Genomic DNA, 601 nt, shown 5'->3' on the forward strand with positions numbered 1-601 from the left:
AGCCCATGCTGGCATCGTGAGTTGAGAAGCCACCAATCGCAATGGTAGAGAAGCTGTGGCTGATGGCAGCAAACGGCGTCATGCCCGCGAGCCAAAAAGCAACCGCACAAGCGATTGTCAGGCTTAAATAGATGTACCACAGCGCTTTTGCTGTCTCGGCTATGCGCGGGGTCATTTTGGTATCTTTCACTGGACCCGGAATTTCTGCGCGGTACAACTGCATCCCACCGATGCCCAACACTGGCAAAATAGCGACCGCAAGTACGATGATCCCCATCCCACCAAACCATTGTAGAAATTGGCGGTAGAACAAAATCGCTTTAGGTAACTCGTCAAGTCCGACAATAACGGTCGCCCCTGTTGTAGTTAAAGCAGAGAAGGATTCAAAAAAAGCGTCAGTCACAGAAATGTTGGGATTATCTGCGATTAAAAATGGAAGCGAACCCGCGCTGCCCAAAACCGTCCAGAAAAGAACAACAATAAGAAAGCCATCACGTGATTTGAGCTCATGTTTATGCCGACGGTTAGGAAACCAACACATCGCTCCACAAAAAAGCAGCACAAAAAAAGTCGTGACAAAAGGTACACCAGCGCCGTCTCG

The 601-nt window shown here is 49.1% G+C and carries 1 protein-coding gene; it reads right to left on the minus strand.

The genetic code is table 11. The features are described from left to right. The coding region (locus tag R7Z77_RS26840; RefSeq protein ID WP_318137237.1) for a potassium transporter TrkG at positions 1 to 601 on the minus strand (601 nt) is incomplete at both ends.

Source organism: Vibrio sp. 1401, from assembly GCF_033340295.1.